This is a genomic window from Seinonella peptonophila (assembly GCF_900129355.1).
Lineage (GTDB): Bacteria > Bacillota > Bacilli > Thermoactinomycetales > Thermoactinomycetaceae > Seinonella > Seinonella peptonophila.
On the sequence record NZ_FQVL01000008.1, the window covers coordinates 1 to 26,364 of the forward strand.

Genomic DNA, 26,364 nt, shown 5'->3' on the forward strand with positions numbered 1-26,364 from the left:
ACCTCACCCACGCTCTGGTCGCGCATCCGCAAGAATTGGAAGCTGTATGTCACTTTGATGACCATCCCCATGATGGCTGCTGGAGTGTCGACCAACCTGCTTTCCGACCTTGTGAAGCTCATTGGTGGTAAGTTATACGATTGGATGCTCGCCCCTCTTTTTGGGCATGAAAAAACGGCTACCCTGGTGGCAGCCGCTTTCCACGACTACATGGCTAACGTCTCGCCAGACCTCCATGTAGTCATCATCCAGTCTCTGTTATAGAGACAACGAGGGGAAACCCTCGTCTTTTTTATTGTACTCGAAAGCAGACTCTTCTGTCAAAGATGGAGCAAATGCCTAACGAAACACCGTGGCTTGAAAGATCGTGTAACAGCCAAGAGTATACGAAGACTGATAAGAAAGTGGAGTCAATATTTTCTCAAGCAGTTAACACTACAGCTTCACTATGACGCATACGGAGTTGATATCGCTCAGAACAAGCAGTCGGTGCGCCTTGCATACTTACATACAGCCAGAACCAGCGTCAAAGCGTGAAATATGGATGGAATTAACTACCTTTGTCTCCATCTGGACAATATATTGTACATGTTTTTATATAGAGACAGATGTTCGTCATTTAAGGGCAATAAATCTCAATTTGCTTTGGCATGACTAAAAACTGCCCTTGTAAATCGCCTCCCCACTCCCCATCGAGATTTAATTTAATCGTATGAGGAGTTGAGATTTCAATACTTGATGTTTGAAAATAACTAACGCGATCATCACCTAGATGCTCGCCCCGGTATGCGAGCGCAGCAATCTGAAGTAAATCAGAGGCTGGCAATGAGCCATTGCCTTTTCGAATTAACACAACATCAAATAAACCATCTGTTAAACTTGCATCTGGAATTAACTTATCAAATCCAGCAATGATCACGCTATTCGCAATGACTAGTAAAAGCAGTTCTTCTTCCCACGTTTTCTCTGGTGTTTTCAGTGTTACGGGGAATGCTTGGTTTAATTTGCCGACTTTTTCGAGTGCTTTTGCATAGTAGGCAAGTGGCCCTACCATCGTCTTTAATTTGATTGGTGCTTCATAGCTAATTTCGGTCAACGTGCCTGCCGCAGCTACATTACAAAAATACCGACTTTCCCACTTACCTAAGTCAACCTTTTTGCTCTTCCCTTGCGCAATAACCTCACATGCTTGTAGAAGATCACGAGGCAACTGAAGTGCATGAGCAAAATCATTCGTCGTGCCTGCTGGAATAATCCCTAACTTGGGAGGTGAAGGATGTGTTAGCAATCCATTGATCACTTCATGAATGGTTCCATCCCCACCTGCTGCAACCACTAAATCAAATTTTAGCTGTGCAGACAACTCCGCTTCTTTCGCCGCATCCCAATGCCCAACAGTTGCTTTACATGAAGTTTCATAACCCGCATCTTCTAAACACATCAATAATTTACCAAGCAACTTCTCAACCTGTTCCCTACCTGCTGTTGGGTTATAGATGAGTCTGGCACGTTGTCGCACAATTACTCACATCCTAGCTTGAAACATTCGCTACCGCTTCTAACCATAGAGAAACATTACGATGGGGCAAATAAGTCTTACCATCATAAATAACAGATGAATCTGATAGTTTCTGTGGGATTACATGACGGGTAAAATAACCCTCACTTAAAAATAATGGTAATCCGATTATACGACGACCTGCATACTCTTTTGCCTTGCTTGCTAGCGTATCAGGATGCATAAAACCACTTATTACTTCTGAAAACGGCAACTTCTCACAAATTCTATGTCCTAATCCTTGAACAACGGAATGCCAGCGCTCCCGATACCCAGCATATTCACTTCCATGTCCAATTAACATTAAAACCTCTTCAGATGGATGTTGACTCAGCCGCTCCGCCCGTTCAATTAAAATTTCAGCAATCAAAGGATGATCATCCATTGGCTCTAAATAGTGAATTTTCGCATGATGGGGATAAGGTTCTTCATCAACTTCAATTGGTAAGTGTGGAGACTCGCCCAGTAGATGAGCGATTTCGGCAATATGTGTACTCCCTGATGATACAAACAATGGGAGTGCAAAAATTTCATTTACTCCCATCTCTTCTAGTTCTCGAAGACCATCAGGGATCAAACGCCCTGTAACAATCTCAAGAAAACTTACGACAACAGGGCATTCTATCTTTGCCTGGTTTACTGCATCATCAACCAAACGAATCCAATCTGGATCACGTGACCCATGGGCGATAACCAAAACACCTCGTCGCATCATGTACCTCCAATCTAGAGGGCTATCGCTAGGAAGAAGTGAATGTGCCTCACGATTGTACTTGCTTCCGAATTAATTGATTGACCAATTGTGGATTTGCTTTCCCACGTGTTGCTTTCATCACTTGACCAACCAAGAATCCGAGCGCACGATCTTTTCCACCTTGTAGATCCAAAACGGATTGCGGATGATCAGCGATCACTTGCTCGACAATCGCTTGAAGTTGGCTTTCGTCGCTAATTTGCACCCAGCCTTTCTCCTCCACGATCTGTTGTGGTAAACCACCGTTGATCAGCATCTCTTTAAAAACTTTCTTGGCAATTTTACTACTGATCGTTCCTTTTTCAATCAGTTGGATCATTTGGGCTAACCCCTCAGAACTTAAAGGTGTTTGAGCAAGTTCAACACTTTCTGTATTTAAATAGCCTAACAAGTCACTAATGATCCAATTGGCAGCTTGTTTTGAGTCTGCCTTTTGGGCAACCACTTGATCAAAGAAATCGGAAATCTCTTTTTGGGCAACCAAAATTTGCGCATCATAATCGGATAATCCATAAGAAGTCACATACCGATGCAATCGTTGATCGGGAAGTTCGGGGATGGTAGCTAAAATTTCCGCTTTCCACGCTTCATCAAGATGCAGCTCGACCAAATCGGGTTCAGGGAAGTAACGATAGTCATGTGCCTCTTCCTTGCTGCGCATCACTTTGGTTTTATTTTGATCTTCTAACCAACGCAATGTTTGCTGGACAACTTCTCCTCCCTCATCTAGCAAGTCGGTTTGACGTTCTACTTCATATTCAAGCGCCCGCTCGACATTGCGAAATGAGTTTAAATTTTTCAATTCAGTCTTTGTGCCAAATTCCTTTCTTCCTACAGGTCGCAGACTAATATTCGCATCACAGCGTAATGACCCTTCTTCCATCTTCACATCAGAGACACCTGTATATTGAATGACTGATTTTAGTTTTTCTAGATAAGCTCGTGCTTCAGCAGGCGAACGAAGATCAGGCTCTGATACGATTTCAATCAATGGAACACCCACACGGTTAAAATCTACAAGTGATCCTTCACCATTCTCCATATGATTTAACTTCCCTGCATCCTCTTCTAAATGAAGCCTTGTAATGCCAATCCGCTTTTTCTCCCCATTTACCTCAATCTCTAACCAGCCATGCTCTCCGATGGGTCGATCAAATTGGGAAATTTGGTATGCTTTTGGTGAATCAGGGTAAAAATAGTTTTTTCGATCAAATTTGCTATACTCTGCAATCTCACAATTTAGAGCCAGGGCTGCTTTCATCGCAAAGACCACAGCTTCACGATTCAGTGCTGGCAATACACCAGGGTGCCCCAAGCAAACGGGACAAGTGTGCGTATTAGGTGGAGCGCCAAATTGAGTGGAACATCCACAGAAAATCTTGCTCTTTGTCGATAATTCAACGTGTACTTCCAATCCGATCACTGTCTCATACTGACTCATGCGGACACCCCTCCAATCACAGGTTTTCCAATTGATGCGCTCTCCTGTTCATAAGCGTGAGCTACCCGTAAAATGGTTGCTTCATCAAATGCTTTCCCAATAATTTGTAGACCAACAGGCAAACCATTTGCCATGCCACATGGCAGACTAATGGCTGGTAACCCTGCTAGATTTACCGGAATGGTACAAACATCGTTAATATACATTGTCAGTGGGTCATCAATCTGCTCGCCTAATGCAAAAGCGGTGGTTGGAGCTGTTGGTCCAATTACAACGTCATAATCAGCAAAGATTGCTTCGAAGTCTTGGCTGATCAGGGTACGTGCCTGCTGAGCTTTCCGATAATAAGCATCATAATAACCCGAACTCAAAGCATAAGTTCCTAGCATCACTCTACGTTTTACCTCATCACCAAATCCTTGGCTTCTTGTTTCATGATAGAGATCGATCAGGTCAATCCCTTCACGCCGCACGCCATACCGAACTCCATCAAAACGCGCTAAGTTCGAAGAAGCCTCCGCCGGGGCAATCAGGTAGTAAGTTGCGACTGCATACTGAGAATGGGGCAAGGATACTTCATCAATTACTGCACCCATTTTTTCCAATTGGGTTAATGCTCCTTTAATCTGCTCACGGACTGTTTCATCGATTCCTGAGCCCATCATTTCTTTCGGCACTCCTACACGAAGCCCTTTTATGTCGCCAGTCAGTGAGTCTCTATATGATGTAGGGGCTATTGTGGCTGACGTATTATCTCGATCATCATAACCTTGAATCGCCTCTAATATTACAGCTGCATCATCAACTGTGTTTGTCAAAGGACCAATTTGATCCAGAGAAGAAGCAAAAGCTACTAATCCAAAACGAGAAACCCGTCCATAAGTCGGCTTTAAACCAACTACTCCACAAAAAGAGGCAGGTTGACGAATGGATCCCCCCGTATCAGAGCCCAAAGCAAAACACACTTCACCCGCTGCTACTGCCGCAGCAGAACCGCCACTCGAACCACCTGGTACCCTTTTTAAATCCCAAGGGTTTTTTGTAGGGAAAAAGCTTGAGTTCTCAGTGGAAGAGCCCATCGCAAATTCATCCATATTCGTCTTACCAATCAGATTTGCTCCTACTTTATCTAGCTTTTCGATTACAGTAGCATTATAGATTGCTTTATAGTTCGCTAAAATTTGACTTCCACAGGTCGTGAATAAATCTTTGGTACAGATATTATCCTTAATCCCCATCGGTATAGCTGTAAGCATTGAGAGCTGCTTGCCTGCTGCAATTTGTTTGTCAATCTCTTCCGCTCTTTGAACAGCTCCTTCTTCATCAAGGTGTAAAAAGGCTTGTACCTCTTGATCCACTGCTTGAATTCGATCAATCGATGCCTGTGTTAGTTCTCTTGCCGAAAATTCGCCCTTCTTTAATCCATTATGTATCTCATGCACAGACTTGCTGAGTAATGACATCTCCATCCTCCTTAGCCTTTAAATACAGGGGGAACTTTAAACATTCCCTCTTCTTGTTCAGGTGCATTTGCTAAAGCTAGCTCACGTTCAATCGATGGAATCACTTGATCCTCTCGCATCCGATTATGCTCAGGCATCGGATGACTCATCGGCTTTACACCATCTGTATCCAATTCTTTTAACGCTTCAGCATAATCTAGAATTTGGTTTAACTGCTGCGTAAATGATGTGGTCTCTTCAGGTGTTAGCGTTAAACGAGCCAATTTGGCAACATGTTGAACCTCTTCTTTTGAAATAGACATAAAAAAACCTCCATTCTTCACGTTCTCTTAGGTCTCAACCTTTTCACAGTATAGCACAGGAAAGCAATCTAGATAATCGACAAAAAAGCCCACGATTGGTTATCGCGAGCTAGCGAGCACTTTTATCTGGTATTTCTGAAGAACTCTCTTCTTCCTTCAATACTCCGCTGGTCGCCTGCCGAAACTCACGTAAAGATTTGCCGAGGGCTCGACCTAGTTCAGGGAGTTTCTTGGGACCAAACAGGATGAGAGCTGCTACAAAAATAATCACCCACTCGATTCCATTAATACTCATCATTGATCGTCCCTTTCCAATCTCTTCTTTTGATATTATACACCAATATCAATAGATTCTAGACGAAAAGATTGGAGGTTTCGTTACGCTGATTGATCTGCTGAATCCCGTCGACGACGATACCAGTTAAAAAATAGATATAAGGCAAGTAAACATCCTGCAATAATCCCTACAGGGGTTACATATGGTGCTGAGTACTCTTTGATTTGGTCAAAATTCTTTCCTAACTGTAACCCTAGAAACAGAAAAAAGATTGTCCAAGGTATAACTGCTAATGTGGTCAAAATGGTAAAGCGCCAAAATGACATCCGTGAGATACCAGCAGGAATTGAGATAGCATGTCGAACCACTGGAATAAAGCGTGCACCAAAAATCACGCCTGCTCCATAGCGTTCAAACCATTTTGTTGAAAGATCAAGATGACTTTTCTTAATCAGTACATATTTTCCATATCGCTCAATAAGTGGACGACCGCCATAATAGCCAGCCCAATAGAGGAATATCTGTGCCAAGACACCACCGACTGTACCTGCGATCACTGCGCCGACAAAAGTAACTTTCTCTAGTCCAATGAGAAAACCACCATAAGCAAGAACGATCTCACTGGGGATCACTTCGATCATGAGACCCAGCGCTATACCAAAATAGCCAAAATTCCCTAGCCATTCTAAAAGAGACATGATCATACGTATAGTTGACCTACCTTTATTTAGAAGTAATAACAACTATTTAATCATAACGAAATGAAATCCCAAACGTCTACCTATTTTTTGAACTATAACTATTTTGAAAGGATAGCTTTTGACTTGCTTCGACGGCGAGGACAAGTGGCACAACTTTCCAGACCACCACATGAGAGATAGCTTAGACAACAAGTTTTTCGTTTCCGCTGTTCATTGGTTACGCTGGCCAAAAGCCTTCTCATTGGTTGAATACGTTCACCAAAATGATACGCATCCAAGTCAAATAAAATCGCTTTATAATCTTCTTCTGATTGAGCATACTGATTAACTGATAAATGAGCATCCTGTAACTTTGATTGATATAGCCAATAAATGTAGATCGCTGTATTTTCCCATAATACTAACTTTGCAATCCCTGTTATTTGATGTAACTGCTCCCAAATAGGAGTCAAATGATCTGCAAATAATTGGATGAGTAACTGATTGCGCCAGGCGACTCGATCTTCCCCTGGTTCTGTCGCCTGCCAGTCGACAATTCGTAGGCGTGGAAGCCATTTTCCATGATCATAATCTGATTCGAGGTAGCAATTATCAACTTGAATTGGAAGCCCTCGATTTAGAATGCTCATCGACCAAAGTGTTGAAACAACCAGTGAGTATGCATAGCGTTTTGAAAATATAGAGGCAGTAACAAGTGGACTAGGCGTCTGCAATTGCTCAGATATTTTGCGGAGAAAATGCTGACATCGATCCGAGTCTAACAAGTCTCGAACCGCTAGAGAGTCCATCGGAGAAGGTGTATCCGTCAGGCGCAGGTCATCCTTCCATACAACCAACTCTTCAAGCATGCCCATTCCTCCCCTCTACAAACTACGATGTATTTTTTATTTTAAACATCAAGTATTATCCAAATTTGGTATAAACAAGATAATGATATTCATTATCAATTATATGAGATTGGTTCTCATTATAACCCAACTTGAAAAAATTGCAATAAAAAATTAGATTATCCTTTTTTTCATAATAAAAAAAGCCACTCATAAAACGAGTGGCTCAGATTGTAGACAAAGTAATCAACTTCTCTTTTTCTAGAGTCATGGTTACGCATTTCGCCTCCAGTTCAGGCTACGAAGGTGTATTCAAGGCGCCACGACTGCTCGCTCAGGGTGTATCAACTCGGCTATGCCTCAGACAGTACTACCGCCTATTCTTCGCTACACAGTCGCGGCTTTGTAGCGCCTGAAAGTCGGCTACATTGCGAACCATTTCCTCATGGGAATGATACATCTACTTTGTCTAATTCGCTTTCTCAACTTAGGGTTTTTCGTCAGTCTCGGCCACTCATAAAACGAATGGCTTCTAAACAAAGCTACAATTGTTCTGAAATGCTTTTCGCTTGTAGGAAAAGGAGTAGGTATTCGCGTCCTCCTGCTTTTGAATCTGTACCTGACATGTTAAACCCTCCAAAAGGATGAACGCCAACCAAAGCGCCTGTACATTTTCGATTGAAATAAAGGTTTCCTACATGAAATTCTTCTCTAGCTCTTTCAATTTTGTATCGATCCCGACAAATCAGTGAGCCGGTTAAGCCAAAATCCGTATTATTTGCAATCGCTAGCGCCTCATCAAAATCTTTTGCCTTGATAAAAGCGACGACGGGGCCAAATATTTCTTCTTGGGCAATCCGCGCATCAGGACTCACATCGGCGATCACGGTCGGTTGGATAAAGTAGCCATTACCTTCAGCCTTCTCTCCTCCCGCGACGATCCGCCCTTCTTGTCTGCCAATCTTGATATATTCAAGGATTTTCTGATATGCATTTTCATCAATAACAGGCCCTAAATCAATGCCTAGCTGATCGGTTTCACTTACCTTTAATTTTTTGGTCTTCTCGGCAACTCGTTCCAATACTTCATCATAAACGGCTTGATGAACAATGGCTCTGGAGCAAGCTGAACACTTCTGCCCAGAAAAGCCAAATGCAGATTTCACTATAGCATCAACTGCAATTGATAAATCTGCATCTTCATCTACAACAATCGAGTCTTTGCCACCCATCTCAGCCACAACTCGCTTGATCCACTTCTGTTTGGGTACCGTTTTGGCAGCCAATTCATTGATTCGTAATCCTACTTCGCGTGAACCTGTAAAAGAGATAAAACGGGTCTGCGGGTGCTTAACTAGATACTCACCAACTGTACGACCAGGAGCAGGCAAATAGTTTACTACTCCAGCCGGCAATCCTGCCTCTTCCAATATCTTTATAAACTGATAAGCGATCACATTAGTAGGACTCGCAGGCTTTAGAACAACTGTATTCCCAGCTACAATAGCTGCTGTTGTCATGCCTACCATAATCGCAAGCGGAAAATTCCAGGGAGGGATGATCACACCCACACCTAATGGAATATAGACCAATTGATTATCTTCACCTGGAATAGAGGTAACAGGCTGCGGCTCTCCCAAGCGCAACATTTCGCGACCGTAAAATTCAATAAAATCAATTGCTTCTGCTGTATCCGCATCTGCCTCAACCCAGCTTTTCCCTGCCTCTAACACCATCCAAGCGGAAAATTCATGCCGACGACGGCGCAATATGGCTGCTGCTTTAAATAAAACTCTAGCTCTAGCCGCAGGTGAAAATCGCTTCCATGATGACCACGCCAAACCCGCTGCCTCCATCGCACGCTCGGCTAACTGCTCATCAGCTTCAGACACAATTCCGACTACTTCATCGAGTCGAGAAGGATTGATCGACTTCACTTTCTGATCCGTTTCAATCTCTTCACCGCCGATCAGTAAAGGGTACTCCTTCCCAAGTTGAGACCTGACTCGATCTAATGCACGTGCAAATGACATACGTTCCTGATCATCCGAAAAGTCGGTAAACGGCTCATTCTGAAATTCGATCATCCTAATATGCCCCCTTAAAGAGTCCTTTCAATACATATTTTATCTTATCTTCACACATATAATATTCCCTGATCTTGATATTTCATAATCTGATTCGGTTAAATCAGTGAAATCAGTGACATATTAACCCTATGATGACAAACTTAATTGTTATATAATAGCCTCTAGATTTTACATTTACTGAAGGAGTAAAAAGATGAAGCCCGAACAGCTACAAGAGGAAATCGTTACAATACTACAAGAGAACTCCCGAATTGAAGTACAGCAACTAGCAGATATGTTGGGGGTAACAGCACAAGCGGTTGAGAAACAGCTAAAGGAACTTCAAGAAAAACGGATCATTCTTCGTTTTGGCACAGTGGTTAATTGGCAGAAATTAGGGAGGCAAAAAGTATATGCCCTGATCGATGTGAAAATCACACCACAGCGAGGACATGGTTTTGATGCTTTAGCTAAGCGCATTTATCGCTTTCCAGAGGTTCATAGTGTCTACGTGATGTCTGGTACATATGACCTTTCCGTTGGTTTAGAAGTCGATTCCTTAGAAGCAGTAGGGCGTTTTGTCACAGAAAAACTCTCTCCCCTTGACTCGGTTGTAAGTACAACGACGCATTTTGTTTTAAAAAAATATAAAGAAGATGGTGTCATCTTTGATGACCCTGAAAATGATCAACGGTTGGTGATTAGTCCATGAATCTCGAAGATAAAATCTCTCCCATCGTTCGCAACATTCCTCCATCGGGCATTCGACGCTTTTTTGATCTCGCTAATTCAAAACCAAACGCTATATCGCTTGGTGTAGGTGAACCCGATTTTGTCACGCCTTGGCATGTAAGAGAGGCAAGTATTGATTCCTTAGAGAAAGGGATGACTTCTTACACATCAAATCGGGGAACGCCAGAACTTCTTGAGGCAATTTCAGTCTATCTGGAAAAAAGATTCTCCATAACGTATCAAGCAGAATCGGAAATTCTGGTTACATTTGGGGCTAGTGAAGCGATCGATCTCGCACTGCGTACCATTCTTTCACCTGGAGAAGAAGTCTTAACCCCTGAACCCTGTTATGTCTCCTATACACCCTGTATTCAACTAGCAGGCGGTGTACCTGTGCCGGTCACTACACCAGCTAATCGTGGCTTTAAGCTCCAAGCAGAAGATCTAGAGAAAGCGATCACACCTAAGACAAAAGCAATCATTCTCTGTTATCCAAACAATCCTACTGGAGCCATCATGACCAAACGTGATTGGGAGCCGATTATCCAAGTAATTAAAAAACATGATTTGCTTGTGATCTCTGATGAAATCTATGCAGAGCTAACATATGGAGGTCGGGATCATTATTCGATTGCGAGTTTCCCTGAGATGAAAGAACGCACCATTCTCATCAATGGTTTCTCCAAAGCATTTGCTATGACAGGCTGGAGAATCGGTTATGTAGCCGCACCTGTACCATTATTGAACGGCATGTTAAAAATCCATCAATATACAGCACTCTGTGCTTCGATTACTAGCCAAGCAGCCGCTCTTGAAGCTTTAACGAATGGGATGAATGAATGCCGATCGATGGTAGCACAATATGATCGCCGCCGACGTCTTGTCGTAAAAGCTTTTCAAGATATGGGACTCACATGCCACGACCCACATGGCGCCTTTTATGTCTTTCCATCGATCCAAGCAACAGGTCTGGATTCACAAACATTTGCCGAACAACTGTTGATGGAAGAAGAAGTAGCTGTTGTACCTGGAGATGTTTTTGGTCCTAGTGGAGCTGGTCATATTCGTTGCTCCTATGCTACATCAATTGAACGGCTTGGTGAAGCATTACAAAGGATTGAACGTTTTGTAAAGCGAAAGCAGAGCCAGCTGCCACTGATTAAAGCTCAGAATCAATAATTCAATTAAACCCTCTGAAGCGTGATGCAACAGAGGGTTCTGTTATATCACACCATATAAGTTATATAATTGATCAATATGAATATCCAAACCAGCTTTGCGTAATTCAGCTTTGCGCCGGTTAAATAGCTTCTCAAGTAGCTTTTTCTTATGAAACGTTGCAGAATGATGAATGGCACGGTGGCAATTCGGACAAAGTGAGATAATATTACTTGGGATGTCTAGTTGATGCACAAACTGGCTTTGGATATGGGTTGGAATCAGATGATGGGCTTCGACATAGTTTTTTCCAGTTATATTTGAGATAAAAGTAAAATGGTTTGGATCAATCTCACACTTGAAATTATTTCTTTGTAATACTTGCTTTGCCATACGAGGATTTCGAACCTCTGTATGAAATAGATCATCCTGATATGGAAACTTTGGGTACGTTTCTGTTTCAAAGTTGTCCAAACTCTCATAGATCGATAATTGATACTCTAAGTCTCTTCGATCATGAAAAGAGGAATCGCTCTCATATAATCTTTTTCCAATCAATTGATCATGAAAAGATTGGACATCCGTATCGTTCAACCGGCCTTTCAATTCGCGATATACTCCTAGTAAATTACGCAAATCATTGACAAGTTGATCGTCAGCAGGTATATTTTCCCGTTGATAAAACTTTCCACAGATATGCCCCAGCTCTAACTCTTTAGCTAATGGATCATCACTCTTTAAATCAATCGAATGGGTGAAATCAGCTAATGGCGAATAGAGTATCCCCTGCCAGGCTGTTGATATTTTTTGGATCATTTCTAGGTAGTTACCCTGACCTTGATCACGATAAAAGCTCCATCCTTGATTGAAAGATATATAAAACCCACTGAAGTCAGAACAGAAAAGATAAGCGATGTAATATCCTTGCCCATCGGATGAAGTAATGGATCGATCAGATATAGTGATTTTGGGGATATATGATCTCCCTTGTTCATCTTCCACGATGAACCCTTTATAAAAATACTGTTCACGATTTACAAACGCATTGGAAGTCAGTATGTCAGATACATATGTTTGTACAAAATCTTCAAACCAATTATCGGCAGATTTACCATGAGTTAAAAAACGATCAAATATTCTCTCAAAAATCTCCCTCATATGAACCCCCGAATTTTGATTAACACATTTCATAGCCCAAACTATATAGATGTAAACGACAAAAAACATATTTTTCTTTATTTTATTTTACAATAAATGTTCTGTAATCTCAATTTTCTACTAAAATATATCGATATTGTGAAAAATCCACCAAAAAACACCAATCCATATGAATGATTTCTCCCTTTGAATCAAGAACAAAGAATTCTTATTTATATCTAGCCACACCATACTTCTACTTGCTTTCCTGAAAAAGTAGTTCCGAGCTTTAAACTTTTACGGTGGGGTATGGAATTGAGATTGAGTTAGAAGAATAAATGATAAAGGAGTGGAATCTCGGATGAGGCGAGATTTATAACCAGAATATTCGGGTAATTTATACTCTACTCCCCCTCGCAATGGAGGGGGAAGTTGTGAGCCCAAGCTCACGAAATGTCATAGATATTACGGTAAGTTTCGTCCATCCTCCTGAGGACGTTGACGGGGCCCACCGCGACGATGGCGAAAGTGCCTTCATCAACACTTCCCAGGACAATGCCAGTGGCAGTGCCAGGAATGACTTTCTCGTCATGCGTCGTGATGACGAATGTGACGCCTAGCCGATCAGTCTCCTGATCCAATCCTTCCATCATCTCCCTTTTGCTCTTGGGATCTAGATTGGAAGTGATTTCGTCAGCTACCATGATGGGTCGATGCTTTTCTACAGCGATCACCAGGTACATCCTCACAACTGCACGGGCGACTACCGTACGTGTCCGTTCTCCACCACTAGCCCCTTTCTGATGGAGTTTCGTTTCAGAGAGTCGAACCACCTGTAGAGCCTTCTGGACGATCGCTTGCTTTGCGGACTCTATATCCGCTTCATCTGGTAGTCCTGCTACTCGCAAAGCTGCGCGAATGATGCGCTCGCTCTTCTCAGGAGGAAACTGCTTGAGCCACAGAAACGGCAGCATGAGGTTGTCCTCAACGGTACCTGTGACCCAAAATTCATTAGCCTCCTGAGGAATTGGGATGATCGAGTCATTGGGACATTTGATCTCAGACCTATTCACCCACCGGTTGTCAGATGTACGATATTGAACCTCGCCTCCCAGCAGCTCTTCTGGAGTCAGGTTGCCAGTGATGGCATCGAGGAGTGTTGTCTTGCCACTCCCAGACTCTCCGATTATGACAAGTGTCGCCCCTGACCGAACAAGCAGCCCTACTGTAGGGTCGATCCGCACTTCAGGCGGGAGAGAACGGTACCTCTTCAGATTCTCGGCCATAAGTCCCCGAGAAAAGAAGATAGTGGAAGTTGGCGATTGCCTTTCCTCCGCGTCATGCTCAGTAGAACGCTCCACTCGGAAGGGGGCAGGAACTCGAAAATCGGTAGACTCTGCTATCACCTCCATACCCGTTGGTGTGCTCGGTAGGCTCCTTGCTGTTCCGAAGTGCGTTAGCTGTCCCCAGAGATTTCCTTTCAAGTTACGGAAGACCTGAAGAGAAGTGTAGGTGACTAACATACTGGTGTACAGGAGTCCGTAAAGCATAACCAGCATGCCTGGGTGCAGGTTATCCCGCAATACTTCGAGCAAACTCCAAGACACGGTAATGAATACAGGCAAAAGCCGGCCGACTCCTGTGCAGAGAATACTGGGCAGGAGATACTTAAACTGAAGCCTGATCGCCTTTTGATGAAGCTGTTCCTGCTCGTTTCGCTTTACCTTAAGTGTGCCCATCGTTTGATGGACTTTGATCGATTTTACGATTTCGTTGAAGTGACTGTTTTTCTCGTTTTCGATCCTTTTCTGTTCGTTAGCCAGTTTTCGATCCACCCACACCTGGATCGGTGTGAGAGCGAATATGGAGACGACCCCTAGCACCGCAATGCATAGGTACTTTAGCCCAAACGCCCAACCGATCACCACCATCTGTCCGAGGATGATGATGGCTCCGTTGAAAATGTTGGGGTAATCGGTTGCATAGGCTCTAGTAAGGGAAGACACCATGTTGTGAGTCGTGGGACCAAAACGCTCATGGAATCTTGCCAGGCTGTTACGAGTGGCAGCAGAGATGGAATCAAACACCCGAATGAACAGGTACTGATCCATGTGTGCAGCCAGAGGCTTCAGCGTTGCATAGAACGCAAGCATCAGCCAGTTTTGAGTCAGGACGACTCCCGTGATCGCAAGCACTGCAGTGGAAGTCTGGTTTTTGACCAGCTGTCCACGAGAGACTTCAATCAGTGCAGCAGCCACAGCTTCGATCACAGTCATCATCAACACTGTGATAAAAAGCCTTTTATTTGCATTGATGGAGCTTTTTACCTCTTTAGTTGCACTGGTGACGGCCTGCTCGTCGTCTCTCTCGTCTACTTTGTTGTTTTTCAGGACTGTTTCTTTGATTTTATGAAACAGTCCAAACAATCGTGGCACGAACGTTCCTTTCTGATTGATCCTCGTTGGGTTCCTCACCTCGTACTAGGCGCGGCGGCTCCACATGGGAGTCATATTGATGACTAAGACAGTGATTATTTTTATATTACATGATATTTTCTGTTTATAGTGCTCTAATACATGATATGTAAGATCATTTATACAACCATTTGAAACATCGACTACAAATAAACAAGTATTCATCTAACCCACCTTTTTTATAAGAATTTTCTATTTATGATATAATAGCGACTCCAATGGAGCCGCTCAGACCAAAGATTAACCTAGTGAACAAGGAGAGAAGTTATCAGCAAAGCTCCATTTTATACACCACTTAGTGAAATAGTAACTGGATAGCATTTTTCTATCAGGCAAATTGTGTTGGAGCGATGCAGTGAAGCACGACTACGACCGGAATAAATAATTATGATCTGCTTTGCACAATATATTTTTTTGCCTTTAGAAGCTGCTTGACGATGTTACGTTTCAATTGAAGTTCGTTTTTGGGCTCAATTCGGGTGAGTTTGCGAAGGATGGCGAGTTGGACTCGAAGTGTGTCACCTGTAAAGAGAGCAGTTAACGTATGCCGAGCGATTTGTTCTAGTTTTTGCATTCGGTTATAGATCAATGCTTCAGCAAATTGGAGGTGAGAAGTTGCATTTGGCTTGCTCTGATTTTGTTGCTTGGCAGCGCGGAGTAATGTACTTTCCATTGTGTAGATAGAAAGAGCAATATCTGAAATATCTCGAATCATTTCCTGTTGCTCTGTCAATTTTGTTCCATATCGTTCAATTGCTTGACCTGCGACAAATAAAAAGAGTAGTTTTGCATGATTGATCTGCTCTTGTTCGAGTGTGAGGGGCGCTGCTTGTGGATCAGGAAGTGTAGGCATAAGGTTCATCAATTCACTTTGCAGTCCTTGTGCCCTTGCAAAGAAGGGAAGTTCTCCTTTATTCGCTTTTCGAATCAATGCAGCAGGGATGAGTAAGCGATTAATCTCGTTCGTTCCTTCAAAGATTCGATTAATTCGTGAATCACGGTAATGGGTCTCTACTTCGTATTCACTCATAAAACCATAGCCACCATGAATCTGTACAGCTTCATCAACCACATAATCAAGCATTTCAGAGCCGACTACTTTGGCAATCGAACATTCGATGGCATATTCACCAATCGCTTTGGCAACTTCTTGCCCTTGCTTCTGCTCCACTCCAGATAGTCCCTGATCTAGCACGCCCGCAGTCCGATAGACGAGGCTTTCTGTCGCATAAAGCTCAATTGCCATTGTGGCGATTTTTTCTTGAATTAATGGAAAAGAAGCGATAGGCTGTTTAAATTGTTTCCGTTCCAACGCATATTTGATCGCCAGCTCAAGTACACGCTTTGCTGTTCCTACTGTTCCAGCAGCTAATTTAAATCGTCCCATATTTAATATATTAAACGCGATCAAATGCCCTTTTCCCACTTCACCGAGCAAATTTTCTGCAGGCACTTGCGCTTCTTGCAAGATGAGTGTTCTTGTTGAAGAGCCTTTGATCCCCATTTTGTGCTCTTCAGGCCCTGTACTTACACCGGGGAAATCCTTTTCAACAATAAATGCGGAGAACTTTTCTCCATCCACTTTTGCATAGACAATAAAGAGATCGGCAAAAGCGGAGTTGGTAATCCATTGTTTTTCACCATTTAATAGATAATGTTTACCATCTTCTTGTAAAACTGCTGTTGTTTTCGCTCCTAATGCATCTGAACCGGAGCCAGGCTCTGTTAACGCATATGCAGCCAGCTTCTTTCCATTAGCAAGCGCTGGTAGGTATCGCTTTTTTTGTTGTTCAGTACCAAAGAAGACGATTGGTAAAGTGCCGATTCCTACATGGGCACCATGTGAAAGTGCAAACGAACGACCTTGCGCCATTTTTTCTGTAATCAGCGTGGAACTCACTTTATCTAATCCAATCCCCCCATACGCTTCGGGCACGTCGGCTGCTAGCAAGCCAAGTTCACCAGCCTCTTGTAATAAACGAACGGTATGTGAAAAATTTTGTTGTTCAATCTGTTCAAGCAAGGGAAAAACTTGCTCACGGATAAATTCATCTGTCGTTTTGGCAATCAATTTTTGTTCTTCATTTAAATCTTCTGGTGTAAAAACATCCTCCGGTTGACAAGACTCTAACAAGAAAGCTCCGCCCTTCATTCGCTTCATTGGTTCATCCTCCTGATTATGACATCATTTCAAATAAACCTGCGGCGCCCATTCCACCACCGATACACATGGTAACAATTCCATAACGTTGACTTCTTCTTTGCAACTCATTTAACAAAGAGACCGTTAATTTAGTCCCTGTACAACCGAGCGGATGCCCAAGCGCGATGGCTCCACCGTTTACATTTACTTTTTGCTCATCCAGATTTAGCTCACGCATAATCGCTAAAGTCTGGGCGGCAAATGCTTCATTGAGTTCAATTAAATCAATCTGATCAAGTGTTAACCCCGTGTAGCTTAATAACTTTGGAATCGCTGCAACGGGACCGATTCCCATCACTTCTGGATCAACACCACCTGTCATAAAGCCGCGAAACTTTGCGATTGGATTACATCCAAGTGATTTTGCCCGCTCTGCTGACATGATCATTACTGCGGCTGCACCATCACTTGTTTGCGATGTATTACCAGCCGTTACTGTACCATCCACACGAAATGCAGGTGGAAGCTGGCTTAAACGCTCCCAGTTTGTATCTGAACGTACCCCTTCATCTACTTGCACAATCGATTCCTTTTCCTGCACCTTTCCTGATGAGTCAAAATACTTCTCTTTTACATGAATAGGAGTAATTTCAACCTCAAAGCGCTTTTGTTCAAGCGCTTGAGTAGCACGTCGATGACTCTCTACAGCAAAGTGATCCTGATCAGCTCGTGAAATTTGATAACGTTTTGCCACTTCTTCTGCTGTGTGACCCATCGACATATATACTTGTGGATAGTGATCCATCAAATGTGGATTGGGCGCAATGCGAAATCCACCCATCGGAATCATACTCATACTCTCGACCCCTCCTGCGATGATCACATCAGCAAATCCACACATAATTCTTTCCGCTGCCATCGCGATACTTTGCAAGCCAGATGAGCAGTATCGGTTTACAGTAATGCCAGGCACTGTAGTCGGCAGACCTGAACGCAAACCCATAATCCGTGCTACATTCATTCCCTGCTCACCTTCCGGAAACGCACACCCGATCACCAGGTCGTCAATCATATGAGGCTCCACTTGTGGCACGCGTGTTAACAAATCCTGGATCACGGCAGCCCCTAGCTCATCTGGTCTTGTATGACGAAATGCTCCTTTTTTCGCTTTGCCAACAGCTGTGCGACAACCCGCTACAATTACAGCTTCTTTCATTCCATATCACTCCTTGTTCCTGACTCGCTTTACGAATCGGACAAACAGTTGCTCATCATCCAACTACAGTCTGTTATAAGTGCATATGGTGCTTAGCTTGTGATTAACTTCTAGTTACGTAACGGTTTTCCTGTGCGTAACATATATTGCATTCTCGCTTGAGTTTTGGGTTGATCAATCAGATGAAGAAAAGCCTCCCTTTCCAAATCAAGTAGATACTCTTCGGTCACTTCTGTTCCCTCTGGAAGATCTCCACCAGCTAAGACATATGCCAATTTCTCTGCAATTGTCACATCATGATCGGTTAACTTACCTGCTAATTGAAAATCGTAAATTGCCATCTTTAATGTGCTATAGCCTGTGTTACCTACTACAGCCAGTTTTCCAATGCTTGATGCACGATATCCAGTCTCTGCTAAAGCGGTTACTTGCTGCTTTGCATCAAATAGGAGCTGATCATTTCGAATCGTTGTACGATCTATAGAACGAAGATAGCCCAAACGTCTCGCTTCTTCAGCGCTTGTAGAGACAGTAGCCAATGCTATCTGCTGAAAGAGCTGATTGACAGCTTCTTGACGTGCAACTGGATGCTTCGCATTTTTTGTCATTCGAACCAGCATTTCTTTACAACCACCTCCAGCCGGAATCAAGCCAACAGCCGTTTCGACGAGACCCATATAAGTTTCAGTACTTGCTTGTACTTGATCCGCTGGCAGACAAAGTTCTACCCCACCTCCTAATGTCCGACCATATGGGGCAACAACAACTGGTTTTTCAACTGTTCGAATCGAAGCAAGAGTCTGTTGAAAGCTGCGAATAATCCCCTCTATCTCATCCCAATTTTGCTCCTGTGCTTCTAGTAGCATCAGCATTAAATTTGCACCTACGCAAAAGTGTGGCGCTACACTCCCGATCACAAGTCCCCGAAATCGTCGATCTACCTCATCGATAGAGCGTTGCAGAATATTGATAAAATCAGGACCAATCGCACCTTTTGGAGCATGGAAATCTAGACAAGCGATGCCATCACCGAGATCGAGCAGTGTTCCTCCCTGATTTTGTGTGATGACATGAGAACTTTTTCGCCAATTTTTTAATGGAATTGCCTTATCATGGATGGGGTAATCAATCAAAGCACCAGAAGGATGAGCTATTTTTATTGATCCTTCTACTTGAGGATAGAAGCTAGGATGTTCTTTTCTGAGTAAAGACTCTATCCATGCGGGCAATTTGTCTCCCTCTTGCTTCATTCGTTCCGCCACTTTTTCTACTCCAAGTGCCTCCCATACTTCAAATGGACCCAACTCCCAATGAAATCCCCAACGCATTGCTTGATCAATCTGTAATGGATGATCAGCGATATCACTTATTTGTCTGGCTGAATAAAGTAAAATTTTCTTGGTAATCTCCCAAGCAAATTTCCCTGCTGGATCATCTGCAAAGAGTAATAATTGCAATCTTTTCGGCAAAGAGCCTATTTGCTTTGCCTGCATCATTGCTGGTGTGATGTAATTTTCTCTTTTCACATATTGAAAACTTGTTGTGTCAAGTACTTTGATCCCACTTCCGTCTTTTAAATAAAATCCCTGACCACTCTTTTGCCCAAGCCATCCTTTTTGTACCAACTGATCAATCGATGATGATAATTGAAAAACACTTTGATCTTCTTCATCCGAGCTCCTGTCTAAAACATTGCGAACAACGTGGCAATAGGTATCAAGTCCAACTAGATCAAGCGTTCGAAATGTGGCACTTTTCGGTCGCCCCATCAGACGCCCTGTAATTGCATCAACAGCATCAAAGCGCAATGCAAACCGCTCCATCGCTTGTAGGGTTACTTGAATTCCATAGGTGCCGATTCGATTGGCAATAAAATTAGGTGTATCCTTACAGATCACTACACCTTTTCCTAAGCGCTCTTCTGCCCAATCTTGTACTTGATTTACCACTTTTTTCTTTGTCCACTCAGTAGGAATCAGTTCAAGTAACTTCATATAACGCGGAGGGTTAAAGAAGTGTGTGCCAAGAAAATGGGCACGAAAAGCAGCCGTTCGCTCTCTGACCATTTCATGAAGTGAAATTCCTGACGTGTTAGAACTAACAATTGTACCTGGTTGCCAATATTGTTCAATCTGGGCAAAAAGTTGCTGTTTAATCGGCAACTGCTCCACTACAACCTCAATAATCCAGTCAACTTCAGCTAGCCGTGATAAGTGATCGGTCATGTTTCCTATTTCAATGTTGGACAGCACCTCTGGGGAATAGATTGGCGAAGGTCGCTCTTTCGATAAGCGATTCAATCCTTGCTGAGCGAAGCGATTTCTTACTCTTGAATCTGATAATGTAAGACCTAGTCGCATTTCCTCCTCATTTAATGCAGTTGGCAAGATGTCAAGTAAAAGGGTCTTGATTCCTACATTTGCACAATGAGCAGCAATAGCAGCCCCCATCACACCTGCGCCCAGTACAGCCACCTTCATTTCATTGCCCCCTATCAATTCAGTGATTCATCATCCATCTAATCGACCTGATATTTTCCTATATATTCTATCTATATAGAATTAATCAATTCATCTGAACTAATTTTATTATACCAATCAATTCCTAGTGACGTTAAGTATTGTTGAGGGAATGGGTTCATCTTGTAGACAAATCCTAGTGATCGGCGGCTCGTGCTCGTGGTTCTCGGCGACGCTCCGAACTGGGCTAGCTAGGATGTGGGTCTGTTCGCGTTCTGTCAACCTTCGCGGTCGGGCAAAACTTCGGCATCCGCCTGCGGAGACTCGAACAGTTTGCCCGAAAAGAAAATACCGCTTCAGCTACCATTCCGCTAAGTTGCGCGGGATCACCTCTCCACTCGCTCATTCGGTTTTGCTTCAGTCTAATTCACTTACTTTTTTTAAGTATCTCTAGACTTTTATCCTATAATTGGGTATACTCTTCTTGTAACAATTGCATAAGCATCCTTCGGGGCAGGGTGAAACTCCCGACCGGCGGTGATGGTGATGGATCAATCACCTCAGTCCGTGACCCGCTAATCGCGGTGGATTCGGTGCAACTCCGAAGCCGACAGTAATAGTCTGGATGGGAGAAGGATGGTGGATCGTAGACTCGCATAGAGGCGTGTTATTTTTCAATGGAGCTATATTTAATGCTGCCTTTGACACAAATGCCTCATTGCTTGAGTTTATTTGAAGATGCCAAACAATCTCTCACTGCCCTCGGTAGTGGGAGTTTTTTTATGAGGGGAGTTTTTATGAAAACAGATCAAGACTGGATGAAGCTAGCACTTACCTTAGCAGAAGCTACAACAGGGCAAACCGGTTCTAATCCAATGGTTGGAGCTGTTGTGATCAATGATGGACGCCTAGTTGGTCAAGGAGCACACCTGCGTCGAGGAGAAGCACACGCAGAAGTGCACGCACTTCAGATGGCAGGTGAACGTGCGAGAGGTGGGACAATCTATGTCACACTAGAGCCATGTAACCATCATGGACAGACACCACCTTGTACAGAAGCAATTTTAAAAACAGGCATTCAACGAGTTGTAGTCGGTTCAACAGACCCTGATTCTCGTGTGTCAGGACAGGGAATCGCTCGTTTACAACAAGCTGGTCTTGAAGTGAAGACTCATGTACTGCAAGAGGAGTGCAACCGATTAAACGAGGCTTATTTTCATCATCGATTAACTGGTTTGCCTTTCGTTACTTTAAAAATGGCGACAACACTTGATGGAAAAATCGCTTCTCATACCGGAGATAGCCGTTGGGTTACAAATGAAATATCAAGAGAGCGTGTGCATGAGCTTCGTGACCAATACCAAGCAATTTTGGTTGGCGTACAAACTGTTATTGCCGATGATCCAGAACTGACCACTCGCTTTAAAATCGGTGGAAAACATCCCATCCGCATCATAGTAGATAGTCAGCTGCGAACTCCGTTCACAGCAAAAGTGATCGATGTAAGTACTGCCCCCACCCTGATCTGTACCACCGAAGCAGCGATGAAATCAGAACATGCTGAGCAGTTTCAAGCAAAAGGAGTCCAATTGCTTGAATGCGGAGCAGGCAATCGTGTTGATCTTGGCCTCATGCTTCAACAACTTGGCAAACAAGGAATCCTCAGCCTGTTAGTCGAGGGCGGTGGAACGATCAACGGGTCTCTATTGGCTGAACATCGTGTACAAAAAGTGATTGCCTTTATTGCGCCCAAAATACTTGGTGGGAAAAGAAGCCTCTCCGCCATTGGTGATCCAAGCCCCGATCGAATGGCAGATGCAATTGAATTAGATCAAATTAGCTGGGAGCAATATGGTAACGATCTATGTGTAACAGGGTATGTGAAACCAACAACGAGTGATGAAAAATAGATCAAATCTGATAAGAAATACCATATAGAAAGGAATTTATCTATGTTTACTGGGTTGATTGAAGAAGTAGGCACTATCCTGGATCTAAAGTCAAATGGTGACTCAATGGTGCTTACAATTGGATGCAAACATGTTTTACAGGATGCTGCTGTCGGAGATAGTATCGCAATCGATGGGATTTGTCTCACTGTTACAGAGCTACACGAAAATGCTTTTGTTGCAGATGCAATCCCAGAAACTGTTGAACGAACCCATCTACCTACAATCCGTCTTGGCGCGAAGGTAAACCTTGAACGTGCCATGGCAATGGGTGATCGTCTAGGTGGTCATTTGGTGCAAGGTCATGTGGATGGAACGGCAAAATTAATTGAGAAAAAAGCAAGAGGTACAGAAGTTCTATTTCGTTTTCAAATCGAGCCATCATTTACTCGCTATATGATTGAAAAAGGGTCAATCACCATCAATGGCATTAGCCTGACGCTTGTCGAAGCCACCGAGACTACTTTTGCTGTATCGATTATTCCACACACATTGGAAGTAACCAATATGGGTCAGCTTTCGATTGGTGATTCTGTCAACATCGAATGCGATTTACTTGGGAAATATATTGCCAAACTAATCTCCAAAACCGAACCGATCCCTACATCTTTCTCAGTTGAACAAATGCAGTAAAAAACCAACTCACCTAAGGAGAGATTCGAAATGTTTGATTCAATTGAAGCTGCGATAGAAGATTTGAAACAAGGAAAAGTGATTATTGTTGTAGATGATGAAGACCGTGAAAATGAGGGTGATCTATTAGCTTTGGCTGAACACGCTACTCCCGAAGTAGTCAATTTTATGGTCACTTATGGACGTGGACTTCTTTGTGCTCCGATTACGGAAGAGAAGGCACGAGAACTGGATATTCCTTTAATGGTTGATCAGAATACAGACCGCCATGGAACTGCCTTTACAGTTTCCATCGATGGAGTTAATACAAATACTGGTATTTCTGCCCATGAACGGGCTGAGACTGTACAATTGATGATCAACCCACAAAGCCAGCCATCTGACTTTCGCAGACCTGGTCATGTTTTCCCTTTAATTGCCCAATCGGGTGGGGTTTTACGTCGTGCTGGACACACAGAAGCAGCGATCGACTTAGCTCGTCTCTCACATTCGATACCTGCTGCGATTATCTGTGAGGTATTAAACGAAGATGGAACAATGGCTCGAGTACCTGATTTAGAAAAAATGAAACAAAAACATGGGCTGAAAATGATCACCATTCAAGAATTAATTAACTATCGAAATCAAAGAGAATCATTAGTTACACGAGAAGTGACAATCAACCTTCCTACAGATTATGGTCAATTCCAAATGGTTGGTTTTTCCAATTTAATTGATCATAAAGAACATGTCGCACTTGTAAAAGGCACCATTGATCCAGACCAACCAATCATGGTACGCGTTCACTCTGAATGCCTAACAGGTGATGTCTTTGGTTCAGAGCGTTGCGATTGTGGACCTCAACTTCATGCTGCATTGCAACAAATTGAACGCGAAGGTCAAGGTGTTTTACTTTATATGCGCCAGGAAGGCCGTGGAATCGGTCTTTTGAACAAACTTCGCGCCTATAAACTACAACAAGAGGGCTATGATACAGTTGAAGCCAACTTAAAACTTGGTTTCCCTGATGATCTTCGCGATTATGGTATCGGCGCACAGATTTTACAAAACCTTGGCGTGCGCAAAATTCGTCTCTTAACCAATAATCCGCGTAAAATCAAGGGCTTAAAAGGCTATGGGCTTGAAGTGGTTGAAACACTTCCTATCGAATTACCTTCTAATGAAAATAACTATAAATACTTACAAACAAAGAAAGAAAAACTAGGACATTTGCTCCATTTATAAAATAAGATATCGATATATTCGAGAGGATGTTACCAATGGGAAATTTATTTGAGGGAAGTTTGATAGGCACTGATCTACGGGTTGCTATTGTTGTAAGTCGTTTTAACGATTTTATCACCAAAGAATTATTAAGCGGAGCGGAAAATGCCTTACTCCGCCATGGAGTTGCAAAAGAGCAGATTGACATTGCCTGGGTGCCGGGCGCCTTTGAACTTCCTCTTATCGCTGACCAACTCGCAGCCACAGGAAATTATGATGCGATTATCGCTTTAGGCGCCGTGATTCGAGGCGCTACTACACATTATGACTATGTCTGTAGCGAAGCTGCTAAAGGGATTGCCGCAGCTAGCATGCGTCATCGTTTACCTGTCCTCTTTGGCGTACTCACCACTGAAAACATTGAACAAGCAATTGAACGATCAGGTACCAAAGCTGGTAATAAAGGTTGGGAAATCGCTGTCAATGCAATTGAAATGGCTAATCTACAAAAACAGATCCAGTCATAAATCAAGCAAGTCAAATAAATAACGATTCATTAGTCTGTCATGAGAGAAGGAGAATCGATGAAGTTGAAAGAATTAGGGGCTCTCTTTTTATTGGCATCCATGTGGGGAGCCTCTTTTTTATTTATCCGGGTCGCCGCTCCAGCGTTTGGTCCGTTTTTACTTGTAGATCTGCGTGTACTTATCGCTGGACTTGCACTACTTATCTATGCTTTTCTGATTAAACAACGACCTGACTTTCGAACGAAATGGAAAGAATATTTGATTCTAGGCGGTCTTAATGCAGCGATCCCATTCACTTTTATCGCCGCGGCAACATTGCATCTCACCGCTTCGATGGCAGCTATTTTAAATGCGACTACCCCTTTATTTGGCGCAATTATTGCTCGAATTTGGTTAAAAGAATCACTTACTTTTAAAAAGCTAATCGGCATTCCTCTTGGGCTAATTGGTGTTGTGATCCTAGTGGGTTGGAATACAGTTCCCTTAACGGGAACCGTTTTTCTTTCTGTTCTCTTTTCTCTCCTAGGTGCAGCAACTTATGGACTGGGGGGCGCATATGCGAATCGTACCTTTAAACAAGAGACACCGCTCACTTTATCAATTGGACAACAACTTGCAGCAGGGATTCTCTTAATTCCGTTCCTCTTTACAAATGCAGCACCTGGGCCATTTTCCTCTACTGTTATCTTGAATCTACTCGCTTTAGCTATTATCTGTACCGCAATTGGTTATTTAATCTACTTCTACTTAATTGCACATGTAGGTTCAACTAAAACCCTTACAGTTACCTTTTTGGTACCTTTCTTTGGTGTCATCTGGGGAGCCATTTTCTTACATGAGGCAATCACTTGGGGTACAGTGCTTGGCCTAATCACTATTTTAGGTAGTACTTTCTTGATCACAGATGTCAAATGGAAACATTCCAAACAAATGAAACGCTCCAAACATCAACAGTGATTGATTCACATCCATAACAGTCAATGTTAAAATAAGTGTTGAATGAGGGTATCTCGATACCTCAACTCGTGTCGAACCCGTATTGGGTGCACCAATCCTAGGAGAATTGATGGGGAAGCCTAAGGGCAAGGACAGCCCGGATCAAGGTCCCTCTCTCGATGGAGACAAGGTTACAGAGGGTGTCAGAAAAGCCCTCGGCACAAAGCACTGCGATCGGCATGGAACCACCTTCCAGTCAAACCAAAAGTGCCCCAAGTGCTAAACAAGAGCCGTCCTAACTCAAGGGCGGCTCCTGCTGATGAAAAACTTAATTGATGAATAGAAACATGAAATATACGGAACCACTACTTTGTCGTTTTTAATCGACAAATCATTTATAATAGA

The 26,364-nt window shown here is 43.1% G+C and carries 23 protein-coding genes and 1 riboswitch; of the genes, 8 read left to right on the forward strand and 15 right to left on the reverse strand.

Going from position 1 to position 26,364, the window contains the following annotated elements; genetic code table 11:
- Nucleotides 1-264: hypothetical protein (locus BUB71_RS19625; protein WP_175552363.1), on the forward strand; the 264-nt coding region annotated here is incomplete at its 5' end.
- Nucleotides 265-619: 355 nt separating this feature from the next.
- Here the strand turns inward: BUB71_RS19625 and BUB71_RS12815 are convergent.
- The 9 genes from BUB71_RS12815 to pruA all read right to left on the reverse strand — a co-directional run bounded on the left by BUB71_RS12815 (nt 620) and on the right by pruA (nt 9,410).
- Entirely contained in the window at nt 620-1,519 is a 900-nt protein-coding gene (locus BUB71_RS12815) for a YegS/Rv2252/BmrU family lipid kinase (protein WP_073155239.1), read from the reverse strand.
- Between the two features lie 13 nt (nt 1,520-1,532).
- Nucleotides 1,533-2,273: a sirohydrochlorin chelatase gene (locus BUB71_RS12820; RefSeq protein WP_073155240.1), complete on the reverse strand. Its 741-nt coding sequence runs from the start codon at nt 2,271-2,273 to the stop codon at nt 1,533-1,535.
- 46 nt (nt 2,274-2,319) lie between these two features.
- Entirely contained in the window at nt 2,320-3,753 is a 1,434-nt protein-coding gene (gatB, locus tag BUB71_RS12825; protein ID WP_073155241.1) for an Asp-tRNA(Asn)/Glu-tRNA(Gln) amidotransferase subunit GatB, read from the reverse strand.
- The gene (gene gatA / locus BUB71_RS12830) at nt 3,750-5,216 is read right to left on the reverse strand and encodes an Asp-tRNA(Asn)/Glu-tRNA(Gln) amidotransferase subunit GatA (protein ID WP_073155242.1); all 1,467 of its coding nucleotides are present in this window, start codon (nt 5,214-5,216) and stop codon (nt 3,750-3,752) included. The genes gatB and gatA overlap by 4 nt, the downstream gene beginning before the upstream one ends.
- A gap of 11 nt (nt 5,217-5,227) precedes the next feature.
- Nucleotides 5,228-5,518 (reverse strand): Asp-tRNA(Asn)/Glu-tRNA(Gln) amidotransferase subunit GatC, encoded by a 291-nt coding sequence (gatC, locus tag BUB71_RS12835; protein WP_073155243.1) that lies wholly within the window; start codon nt 5,516-5,518, stop codon nt 5,228-5,230.
- A gap of 109 nt (nt 5,519-5,627) precedes the next feature.
- Nucleotides 5,628-5,816, reverse strand: coding sequence for a twin-arginine translocase TatA/TatE family subunit (locus BUB71_RS12840; RefSeq protein WP_175552364.1), 189 nt, complete (start codon nt 5,814-5,816; stop codon nt 5,628-5,630).
- Nucleotides 5,817-5,896: 80 nt separating this feature from the next.
- Entirely contained in the window at nt 5,897-6,499 is a 603-nt protein-coding gene (gene uptA, locus BUB71_RS12845; RefSeq protein WP_073155244.1) for an undecaprenyl phosphate transporter UptA, read from the reverse strand.
- A gap of 95 nt (nt 6,500-6,594) precedes the next feature.
- Nucleotides 6,595-7,344 carry an IucA/IucC family C-terminal-domain containing protein gene (locus BUB71_RS12850; RefSeq protein ID WP_073155245.1) on the reverse strand — a complete coding sequence of 250 codons (750 nt, stop codon included), beginning with the start codon at nt 7,342-7,344 and terminating at the stop codon, nt 6,595-6,597.
- Between the two features lie 521 nt (nt 7,345-7,865).
- Nucleotides 7,866-9,410, reverse strand: coding sequence for an L-glutamate gamma-semialdehyde dehydrogenase (gene pruA, locus BUB71_RS12855; protein WP_073155246.1), 1,545 nt, complete (start codon nt 9,408-9,410; stop codon nt 7,866-7,868).
- Between the two features lie 196 nt (nt 9,411-9,606).
- On the opposite strand from pruA, the gene BUB71_RS12860 reads away from it, so the two are divergent.
- Nucleotides 9,607-10,104, forward strand: a complete 498-nt coding sequence (locus BUB71_RS12860; RefSeq protein WP_073155247.1) for an Lrp/AsnC family transcriptional regulator — start codon at nt 9,607-9,609, stop codon at nt 10,102-10,104.
- Nucleotides 10,101-11,303, forward strand: a complete 1,203-nt coding sequence (locus BUB71_RS12865; protein WP_073155248.1) for an aminotransferase class I/II-fold pyridoxal phosphate-dependent enzyme — start codon at nt 10,101-10,103, stop codon at nt 11,301-11,303. Before BUB71_RS12860 ends, BUB71_RS12865 begins: the two co-directional genes overlap by 4 nt.
- Before the next feature lie 42 nt (nt 11,304-11,345).
- Here the strand turns inward: BUB71_RS12865 and BUB71_RS12870 are convergent, their stop codons facing one another.
- The 6 genes from BUB71_RS12870 to BUB71_RS12890 all read right to left on the reverse strand — a co-directional run bounded on the left by BUB71_RS12870 (nt 11,346) and on the right by BUB71_RS12890 (nt 20,732).
- Complete coding sequence (locus BUB71_RS12870) at nt 11,346-12,440, reverse strand: MrcB family domain-containing protein (protein ID WP_073155249.1); 1,095 nt, start codon at nt 12,438-12,440, stop codon at nt 11,346-11,348.
- Between the two features lie 425 nt (nt 12,441-12,865).
- Nucleotides 12,866-14,854 (reverse strand): ATP-binding cassette domain-containing protein, encoded by a 1,989-nt coding sequence (locus BUB71_RS12875; RefSeq protein ID WP_073155250.1) that lies wholly within the window; start codon nt 14,852-14,854, stop codon nt 12,866-12,868.
- A gap of 45 nt (nt 14,855-14,899) precedes the next feature.
- Entirely contained in the window at nt 14,900-15,058 is a 159-nt protein-coding gene (locus BUB71_RS19630; RefSeq protein WP_175552365.1) for a hypothetical protein, read from the reverse strand.
- A 220-nt stretch (nt 15,059-15,278) separates the two neighbouring features.
- Complete coding sequence (locus tag BUB71_RS12880) at nt 15,279-17,054, reverse strand: acyl-CoA dehydrogenase family protein (protein WP_073155251.1); 1,776 nt, start codon at nt 17,052-17,054, stop codon at nt 15,279-15,281.
- A 16-nt stretch (nt 17,055-17,070) separates the two neighbouring features.
- Complete coding sequence (locus BUB71_RS12885; protein WP_073155252.1) at nt 17,071-18,252, reverse strand: acetyl-CoA C-acyltransferase; 1,182 nt, start codon at nt 18,250-18,252, stop codon at nt 17,071-17,073.
- 110 nt (nt 18,253-18,362) lie between these two features.
- Entirely contained in the window at nt 18,363-20,732 is a 2,370-nt protein-coding gene (locus tag BUB71_RS12890; RefSeq protein WP_073155253.1) for a 3-hydroxyacyl-CoA dehydrogenase/enoyl-CoA hydratase family protein, read from the reverse strand.
- Nucleotides 20,733-21,211: 479 nt separating this feature from the next.
- Nucleotides 21,212-21,352, forward strand: a riboswitch (FMN riboswitch).
- Between the two features lie 156 nt (nt 21,353-21,508).
- Between BUB71_RS12890 and ribD the strand changes: the two genes are divergently transcribed.
- The 5 genes from ribD to BUB71_RS12915 are packed head-to-tail and all read left to right on the forward strand — an operon-like array spanning nt 21,509 to nt 25,980.
- Nucleotides 21,509-22,621: a bifunctional diaminohydroxyphosphoribosylaminopyrimidine deaminase/5-amino-6-(5-phosphoribosylamino)uracil reductase RibD gene (ribD, locus tag BUB71_RS12895; RefSeq protein ID WP_073155470.1), complete on the forward strand. Its 1,113-nt coding sequence runs from the start codon at nt 21,509-21,511 to the stop codon at nt 22,619-22,621.
- A 42-nt stretch (nt 22,622-22,663) separates the two neighbouring features.
- A complete protein-coding gene (gene ribE / locus BUB71_RS12900) occupies nt 22,664-23,293 on the forward strand; it encodes a riboflavin synthase (RefSeq protein WP_073155254.1) in 630 nt (209 codons plus the stop codon).
- A 30-nt stretch (nt 23,294-23,323) separates the two neighbouring features.
- Nucleotides 23,324-24,517, forward strand: coding sequence for a bifunctional 3,4-dihydroxy-2-butanone-4-phosphate synthase/GTP cyclohydrolase II (locus BUB71_RS12905; RefSeq protein WP_073155255.1), 1,194 nt, complete (start codon nt 23,324-23,326; stop codon nt 24,515-24,517).
- A 35-nt stretch (nt 24,518-24,552) separates the two neighbouring features.
- Nucleotides 24,553-25,023, forward strand: coding sequence for a 6,7-dimethyl-8-ribityllumazine synthase (gene ribH, locus BUB71_RS12910; protein WP_073155256.1), 471 nt, complete (start codon nt 24,553-24,555; stop codon nt 25,021-25,023).
- 57 nt (nt 25,024-25,080) lie between these two features.
- Complete coding sequence (locus BUB71_RS12915; protein WP_073155257.1) at nt 25,081-25,980, forward strand: DMT family transporter; 900 nt, start codon at nt 25,081-25,083, stop codon at nt 25,978-25,980.
- Nucleotides 25,981-26,364 lie beyond the last annotated feature (384 nt).

Bases quoted from the DNA above. Each gene is read 5' to 3' on its own strand.
- BUB71_RS12820 (WP_073155240.1), bottom strand. From the start codon at position 2,273: ATGATGCGACGAGGTGTTTTGGTTATCGCCCATGGGTCACGTGATCCA.
- gatB (WP_073155241.1), bottom strand. From the start codon at position 3,753: ATGAGTCAGTATGAGACAGTGATCGGATTGGAAGTACACGTTGAATTA.
- gatA (WP_073155242.1), bottom strand. From the start codon at position 5,216: ATGTCATTACTCAGCAAGTCTGTGCATGAGATACATAATGGATTAAAG.
- gatC (WP_073155243.1), bottom strand. From the start codon at position 5,518: ATGTCTATTTCAAAAGAAGAGGTTCAACATGTTGCCAAATTGGCTCGT.
- BUB71_RS12840 (WP_175552364.1), bottom strand. From the start codon at position 5,816: ATGATGAGTATTAATGGAATCGAGTGGGTGATTATTTTTGTAGCAGCT.
- uptA (WP_073155244.1), bottom strand. From the start codon at position 6,499: ATGATCATGTCTCTTTTAGAATGGCTAGGGAATTTTGGCTATTTTGGT.
- BUB71_RS12850 (WP_073155245.1), bottom strand. From the start codon at position 7,344: ATGCTTGAAGAGTTGGTTGTATGGAAGGATGACCTGCGCCTGACGGAT.
- pruA (WP_073155246.1), bottom strand. From the start codon at position 9,410: ATGATCGAATTTCAGAATGAGCCGTTTACCGACTTTTCGGATGATCAG.
- BUB71_RS12860 (WP_073155247.1), top strand. From the start codon at position 9,607: ATGAAGCCCGAACAGCTACAAGAGGAAATCGTTACAATACTACAAGAG.
- BUB71_RS12865 (WP_073155248.1), top strand. From the start codon at position 10,101: ATGAATCTCGAAGATAAAATCTCTCCCATCGTTCGCAACATTCCTCCA.
- BUB71_RS12870 (WP_073155249.1), bottom strand. From the start codon at position 12,440: ATGAGGGAGATTTTTGAGAGAATATTTGATCGTTTTTTAACTCATGGT.
- BUB71_RS19630 (WP_175552365.1), bottom strand. From the start codon at position 15,058: ATGAATACTTGTTTATTTGTAGTCGATGTTTCAAATGGTTGTATAAAT.
- BUB71_RS12880 (WP_073155251.1), bottom strand. From the start codon at position 17,054: ATGAAGCGAATGAAGGGCGGAGCTTTCTTGTTAGAGTCTTGTCAACCG.
- BUB71_RS12885 (WP_073155252.1), bottom strand. From the start codon at position 18,252: ATGAAAGAAGCTGTAATTGTAGCGGGTTGTCGCACAGCTGTTGGCAAA.
- BUB71_RS12890 (WP_073155253.1), bottom strand. From the start codon at position 20,732: ATGAAGGTGGCTGTACTGGGCGCAGGTGTGATGGGGGCTGCTATTGCT.
- ribD (WP_073155470.1), top strand. From the start codon at position 21,509: ATGAAAACAGATCAAGACTGGATGAAGCTAGCACTTACCTTAGCAGAA.
- ribE (WP_073155254.1), top strand. From the start codon at position 22,664: ATGTTTACTGGGTTGATTGAAGAAGTAGGCACTATCCTGGATCTAAAG.
- BUB71_RS12905 (WP_073155255.1), top strand. From the start codon at position 23,324: ATGTTTGATTCAATTGAAGCTGCGATAGAAGATTTGAAACAAGGAAAA.
- ribH (WP_073155256.1), top strand. From the start codon at position 24,553: ATGGGAAATTTATTTGAGGGAAGTTTGATAGGCACTGATCTACGGGTT.
- BUB71_RS12915 (WP_073155257.1), top strand. From the start codon at position 25,081: ATGAAGTTGAAAGAATTAGGGGCTCTCTTTTTATTGGCATCCATGTGG.